The sequence below is a fragment of the Vibrio sp. Vb1554 genome (assembly GCF_033344235.1).
The window spans coordinates 1-1,054 of the sequence record NZ_JAWPOJ010000448.1; the positions used below are offsets into that span (position 1 = coordinate 1).

The window sequence follows — 1,054 nt, forward strand, 5'->3', positions numbered from 1 at the left end:
GAATACCGTATCCAAAAAGGCTTCGTCACGGATGTCACCTTGGTGGAACTCAGGCTGTTTGCCAGTCAGCGCTTCAATACGGTTTAACACTTCCAGTTTGGCGTTACACAAGTTATCAACGATGATAGGTTCCATTCCCGCTTCAATCATCTGAACGCAAGTGTGACTACCGATGTATCCCATACCGCCTGTGACAAGAACTTTCACTTTTTGCTTCTCCACGTTTGCTGCTTTCTGTTCATACCTCACTCTGATGCGCTAAAAGCCAATCGCCATTGCATCGAATCGGTACGCCCATTTCTTAGCTGGCTAAAAGTCTAGCAACCAATCTCGATCCAGATCCGTGATCGAATTCAAATTGTGTAAACGTTTCCACAAAATTACACGAAAGCCTTATTTTAGATGCAGACTTTAGTTAAATTAAACCGGGAAGATGATGAGCAGTGAAGATGAGTCGAGCAGATACCGCTCTCTTTCGTGGATCGCACGATTTTACTAAAAGTTTGTGCATCCCTAAGTAGCTGTTTACAATAGCCAGATTATTGAGTTCTCACTTGGACTGTGAGCAATGCCAACGGGAAATGTACATGGCAACACTAAAAGATATCGCCACTGAAGCGGGCGTCTCACTTGCAACTGTATCGCGAGTTTTGAATGACGATCCGGCGTTGAGCGTTAAATAAGAAACCAAACGCCGCATTTTAGAAATCGCAGAAAAGCTGGAGTACCGCACCAGCAGCTCGAAGAAAGCCACCAAAGAAGCCAAACAAAAACATCACTTTTTGGCCTTGTACAATTACAAACAAGAAGCAGAAGTGAATGACCCGTACTACTTGTCGATTCGTCATGGGATTGAAACTGAGTGCGACAAGCTCGGCATTACGCTAACCAATTGCTACAACGGCGAAATCGATGTTGAAACGCAAAAGATCACGGGTGTCCTTTTAGTCGGGAAAGTCGACCAAAAGGTGGTCAATAAGTTACCTAAACGCCTGGCCGATAGCATCTGTTACATTGACTTTTCAGATCCAACTAGTCCTTACGATTGCGTTGA

1 protein-coding gene and 1 pseudogene are annotated in these 1,054 nt (G+C 44.4%); one reads left to right on the plus strand and one right to left on the minus strand.

Features of this window, described 5'->3' with window-relative positions; genetic code table 11:
- Positions 1-207 (minus strand): SDR family NAD(P)-dependent oxidoreductase (locus R8N28_RS26955; RefSeq protein WP_318183887.1); only part of this gene is annotated, 207 nt, incomplete at its 3' end.
- 380 nt (positions 208-587) lie between these two features.
- Here R8N28_RS26955 and R8N28_RS26960 point away from each other — a divergent pair.
- Positions 588-1,054 (plus strand): annotated as a pseudogene (locus R8N28_RS26960) (LacI family DNA-binding transcriptional regulator); the annotation flags it as partial.